Consider the following 4,735-nt stretch of genomic DNA (forward strand, 5'->3'; position numbering starts at 1 on the left):
AGCGTCACATCCGCCCGGAACAGCGTCCACCCCCGCAGCCGCCCCCCGTCCATGTCCAGCGAGTCCGCCAGCCTGCTCACCCGGCGCCGCGCCGACGAAGGGCCCGACGAGGCGGCCACCAGGTCCTCGACCCGGTCGCGGGCCAGCCGTGCCAGGTCATAGGCGGGCTCACCGACCAGCGGCTCGGGACCGACCGCGAGCCAGGGCGCCCGCTCGCCGGCCAGCACCTTGCCCTGTCCGAACGCGCCGTGCAGCAGCCGGGTGTCCGCCGCCGAGGCCGCGGACGCGCAGAGTTCGTCGCGCGCCTCCAGCGCCGCCGAGACCAGTGGTCCGAGGCCCTCGTCCGCCGACTCCCGCAGCGCCGCCGACTCCCGCGCGGTGCGCTCGGCCACCGTCTCGAAACCATGGCCCTCCGGCGGTTCGACCCAGAGCCGCCGTACCGTACCCGCCGCTTCCAGCAGCGCCTTCGCCTCGGGCAGGGAGCGCAGCGAGATCTCCGGCTGGAGGCGCTCCAGCAGCAGCGCGGTGTCGGCAGTGGAGGCGGGGTCGAGCAGTTCCACCGCGCCCCAGCCCTTCCAGTGCGCCAGCGCCGCCCGCTCCAGCGAGGGCGCCGCGAACGACGGGACGATCTTGAGTGTCGCGGGGGAGCCGTCGGCCCGCCGTACCAGCACCACCAGTCCGCGCCGGCCGCCCGGCGCGACGACCCGCTCGACCTCGAGCCCGCGCGCGGCGACCGCCTCCCCAGCGAGGGCGGGGAGCAGGCTCAGCCACTCGGCCGCGGCCGGTTCGCCGTACTGCTCGCCGAGGGTACGGACCAGACGCTGCGGCGGTTCGAAACCCATACGTGCGTGGTCACCTTTCCGGGTTTTCCGGGCATTCCCGGCTCATCGCCGGTCCGTATGGGCCCGCGGGCTCATGGCCGGACCCAGCGGCTCACGCGCGCTCGGCGAGCCCAGGAAAGGCTACGCCCGTGCCGCGCCAGCGAACGGCGCGCACCGCGGCCTCGCGCAGCGCGCCCGCCGCCTCCCGCCGCAGGGGCCCTTCGGCCGCCCGTACGAGATCGGAGTAGACGCCCGCGACCCGGTCCTCCAGAGCGGCGGCGAGGCCTACGGCCGCGTCGGCGTCCGGCACCGCGAACGGCAGGGCGTACGCCGGCGCGGCCACCGCCGGCCTCCCGCCCAGATCGCGCACCGTACGCGCGAGCTCGTCGCGCCGGGCCCGGTGCGCGGTGTGCGCCGCGGCGGCCTCGGCCCGGCGGGCGTCGTCGACGCGGCCCCCGACGACCCCGTACCCGTACACCGCCGCGTGCTCCGCGGCGAGCGCCGCCTGCGCGGCGTCCAGCGCACGATTGCTCATGAGGCGGATCCTTTCGTCAGCAGCTCCGACAGCAGATAGGCGTGCGCGGCGCTCGCCGCCGCCAGGGAGGCCAGCAGCCGGGCCAGTTCCGGGGGCGCGTCCATGAGCGTGGCGGTGTGCGCGTCGGAGGTACGGCGCTCCGCGGCGGCCAGATCCTTGAGCGCCTGCTCCGCGTCGCCCGAGACGGCCGGGAGCATCGGCGGCCTCACGGTGGCGGAGGACGAAGGAGCGGCGGAGGCGGAAGAGGAGGGGCGCGCGGAGGGTGCGGGGCTCCCGGGCTTGCGCGCCGGCGCCAGCGCGTCCACCTGGCGCGCGACCGCCGCCCGCAGCGGCGCCAGCGCCCCGCTCGCGTCCGGAAACGTCTCCAGCACCGCGTCGTACCGCCCGAGCAGTTCGCGGCTGGTGTCCGCGGACCGCAGCCGCAGCGCGTTCTCCGCCCGCGCGGCCTTCGTACCGCTCGACACCCGGCCGTCCGCGGAGTCCGGGGTGCAGCCCGCCAGCAGACCCGCCGCGGTGACGGTCGCGGCGCCCGCGGCCCTCAGCGCATGCCTCCGTGTCGTCCCCGTGCGCCCCACGCGTCTCTCTCCCCTGTCTTCGGGCTTCGCGATGATCACCGCAGGCGAGCGTACCCGCGGGTCATCAACGGGTGGACGGCAACACCCCTTCGGACCGGATACCCTTTGATCTGACACACGACGATCCCACAACAGCACACGCGGCCGAGGAGTCACCCGGATGAGCACCACCCAGAGCGAAAGGCTGCGCGGACTGCTGGAACCGCTCGTCAGCGCGAAGGACCTGGATCTGGAGGAGATCGAGGTGTCCCGGGCAGGCAGGCGTCGTGTGCTGAGGGTCGTGGTGGATTCCGACGAGGGCGTCGACCTCGACGAGTGCGCCGAGCTGAGCCGCTCCATCTCCGAGAAGCTCGACGAGACGGACGCGATGGGCGAGGACGAGTACCAGCTCGAAGTGACCTCTCCGGGCGCGGAGCGCCCCTTGACCGAACACCGTCACTATCAGCGTGCCGTCGGCCGGCTGGCCAGATTCCAGTTGCACGAGGACGGCGAGCTGGTCGCCCGCATCCTCACCGTCGACGACGAGGGACTCGACCTCGAAGTGCCGGGCGTGAAGGGGCGCAGGCCCACCGCCCGCCGGATCGAGTTCGCGGGGATCGACCGGGCGCGCGTGGAGATCGAGTTCAGCCGCAAGGACAAGAAGGAAGAGGAGGCGTAGCCGTGGACATCGATGTGAAGCTCCTGAAGGGCTTGGCACAAGAGAAGGAGATCCCCTTCGATCTGCTGGTCGAGGCGATCGAATCCGCCCTCCTCATCGCCTACCACCGTACGGAGGGCAGCCGCCGGCACGCCCGGGTCGTGCTGAGCCGCGACAACGGGCATGTGACCGTGTGGGCCAAGGAGGACCCCTCCGAACTCGAAGAGGGCCAGGAGCCCAAGGAGTTCGACGACACCCCCTCGGACTTCGGCCGGATCGCCGCGACCACCGCGCGCCAGGTCATCCAGCAGCGGCTGCGGGACGCCGAGAACGATGTCACCTTCGGCGAGTACGCCCGCCGGGAGGGCGATGTCGTCGCCGGCCTGGTCCAGCAGGGCAAGGACCCGAAGAACGTCCTCGTCAAGCTGGACGACAAGCTGGAGGCCATCCTTCCGGTGCAGGAGCAGGTGCCGGGCGAGGAGTACACGCACGGTCTGCGGCTGCGCACCTATGTGGTACGGGTGGCCAAGGGTGTGCGCGGCCCGTCGGTGACGCTCTCCCGTACCCACCCCAATCTGGTGAAGAAGCTCTTCGCGCTGGAGGTCCCGGAGATCGCGGACGGCTCGGTCGAGATCGCCGCCATCGCCCGCGAGGCCGGCCACCGTACGAAGATCGCCGTACGGTCGACCCGGTCCGGACTCAACGCCAAGGGCGCCTGCATCGGCCCGATGGGCGGCCGGGTCCGCAATGTGATGGCCGAACTGCTGGGCGAGAAGATCGACATCGTCGACTGGTCGGACGACCCGGCCGAGATGGTGGCCAACGCGCTGTCGCCCGCCCGGGTCAGCAAGGTCGAGGTGGTCGACCTGGCGGCGCGGTCCGCGCGGGTGACCGTACCGGACTACCAGCTCTCGCTGGCGATCGGCAAGGAAGGGCAGAACGCCCGGCTGGCCGCCCGGCTCACCGGCTGGCGTATCGACATCCGCCCGGACACCGAGCAGACGGACGACAACCGCGACCGTGGCGGCGACCGGGACAGCGGCACCGGCGACCGTGGCGGCGACCGGGATCGCGGCTGACACTCCCGGGCGTCGGGCGGACGGTCGACGGCGGTCCGGCGGACGGTCGACGGCGGTCCGGCGGACGGTCGACGGCGGTCGGCCGACGGCGCCGGGCGGGAGTGCGGCCGACAATCCGCTGTCCCCGGCCGGTACCTGTCGGTAATGATCTCCCCGGAGGGATCCTGTCGCGCCGCGATGGACACCCTCCGGGAGCCGACGCGATCTTTGACCAGTCGCGCGTTCGACCCTTGCCCCAAAGGGGTGAGGTCGGTGCGGGGAGGTAGACTTGAAGATGTCTGGCCGGACGAGCGCCCGAGCCTGCCCCGAGCGAACGTGCGTGGGGTGCCGGGAGCGAGCGGCCAAGGACGATCTGCTGCGCATCGTGGTGGCCGGGGCACAGTGTGTCCCCGATCGACGCGGTACGCTGCCCGGCCGGGGTGCGTATGTGCACCCCGCCTTGAACTGTTTCGATCTGGCGGTCCGCCGCCGGGCGTTCCCGCGGGCCTTCCGGGTCCAGGGGCCGCTCGACTGCGCGGAGCTGCGCCGGTATGTCGAGCAGGCGGCACTGTAGGAAGAAGTACGGCACGGAACCCCGTGCGGTTCAGGTACCTCGCGAGTTGGAAGTAGGTCGAGATTGCGATGAGCACTCGATGAGTACGCGATGAGTACGCCCATGAAGTAGCGACGGTCCGGCGGTAACCCGGACCTAAAAGGAGCGAAGTGGCTAAGGTCCGGGTATACGAACTCGCCAAGGAGTTCGGCGTGGAGAGCAAGGTCGTCATGGCCAAGCTCCAAGAACTCGGTGAATTCGTCCGTTCGGCGTCGTCGACGATCGAGGCGCCGGTTGTACGCAAGCTGACTGACGCTTTGCAGGGGCCCGGCGGCAACGCCGGCAAGACCACTGCCAAGCCCGGGGCGCCCCGCAAGGCGACCCCCGCCAGGCCGGCCGCACCGGCCGCACCCTCGGCGGGTTCGTCGGCGCGCGCGCCGCGCCCCGCTGCCCCCAAGCCCGGTGTCCCGGCCCCCAAGCCGGCCGTCGCCGAGGCCCCCAGGAGCACTCCCGTGGCGCCGAGTCCCGGACCCCGTCCGACTCCGGCCCCCAGGCC

The 4,735-nt window shown here is 72.5% G+C and carries 7 protein-coding genes; 4 read left to right on the forward strand and 3 right to left on the reverse strand.

Going from position 1 to position 4,735, the window contains the following annotated elements; genetic code table 11:
• The 3 genes from WH07_RS33500 to WH07_RS33510 form a co-directional block, all read right to left on the reverse strand.
• The coding region (locus tag WH07_RS33500; RefSeq protein ID WP_046508524.1) for an aminoglycoside phosphotransferase family protein at nt 1-842 on the reverse strand (842 nt) is incomplete at its 3' end.
• Nucleotides 843-933: 91 nt separating this feature from the next.
• Nucleotides 934-1,356: a ferritin-like domain-containing protein gene (locus WH07_RS33505; RefSeq protein WP_046508526.1), complete on the reverse strand. Its 423-nt coding sequence runs from the start codon at nt 1,354-1,356 to the stop codon at nt 934-936.
• Entirely contained in the window at nt 1,353-1,931 is a 579-nt protein-coding gene (locus tag WH07_RS33510) for a hypothetical protein (protein WP_046508528.1), read from the reverse strand. The genes WH07_RS33505 and WH07_RS33510 overlap by 4 nt, the downstream gene beginning before the upstream one ends.
• 160 nt (nt 1,932-2,091) lie before the next feature.
• On the opposite strand from WH07_RS33510, the gene rimP reads away from it, so the two are divergent.
• From rimP to WH07_RS38430, 4 genes are all read left to right on the forward strand, one after another.
• A complete protein-coding gene (gene rimP, locus WH07_RS33515; RefSeq protein WP_046508530.1) occupies nt 2,092-2,589 on the forward strand; it encodes a ribosome maturation factor RimP in 498 nt (165 codons plus the stop codon).
• A gap of 2 nt (nt 2,590-2,591) precedes the next feature.
• On the forward strand, nt 2,592-3,647 hold the full coding sequence (nusA, locus tag WH07_RS33520; protein WP_046508532.1) for a transcription termination factor NusA: 1,056 nt from the start codon (nt 2,592-2,594) through the stop codon (nt 3,645-3,647).
• A gap of 274 nt (nt 3,648-3,921) precedes the next feature.
• Nucleotides 3,922-4,200 (forward strand): YlxR family protein, encoded by a 279-nt coding sequence (locus WH07_RS33525; RefSeq protein ID WP_079023772.1) that lies wholly within the window; start codon nt 3,922-3,924, stop codon nt 4,198-4,200.
• Between the two features lie 149 nt (nt 4,201-4,349).
• Nucleotides 4,350-4,735 (forward strand): translation initiation factor IF-2 N-terminal domain-containing protein (locus tag WH07_RS38430; protein WP_198533942.1); only part of this gene is annotated, 386 nt, incomplete at its 3' end.

The sequence above is a fragment of the Streptomyces odonnellii genome (genome assembly GCF_000981895.1).
Lineage (GTDB): Bacteria > Actinomycetota > Actinomycetes > Streptomycetales > Streptomycetaceae > Streptomyces > Streptomyces odonnellii.

What these genes read in the sequence shown, in the direction of transcription:
- WH07_RS33525 (WP_079023772.1), top strand. Translation starts at nt 3,922, where the DNA reads ATGTCTGGCCGGACGAGCGCCCGAGCCTGCCCCGAGCGAACGTGCGTG.
- WH07_RS33505 (WP_046508526.1), bottom strand. Translation starts at nt 1,356, where the DNA reads ATGAGCAATCGTGCGCTGGACGCCGCGCAGGCGGCGCTCGCCGCGGAG.
- rimP (WP_046508530.1), top strand. Translation starts at nt 2,092, where the DNA reads ATGAGCACCACCCAGAGCGAAAGGCTGCGCGGACTGCTGGAACCGCTC.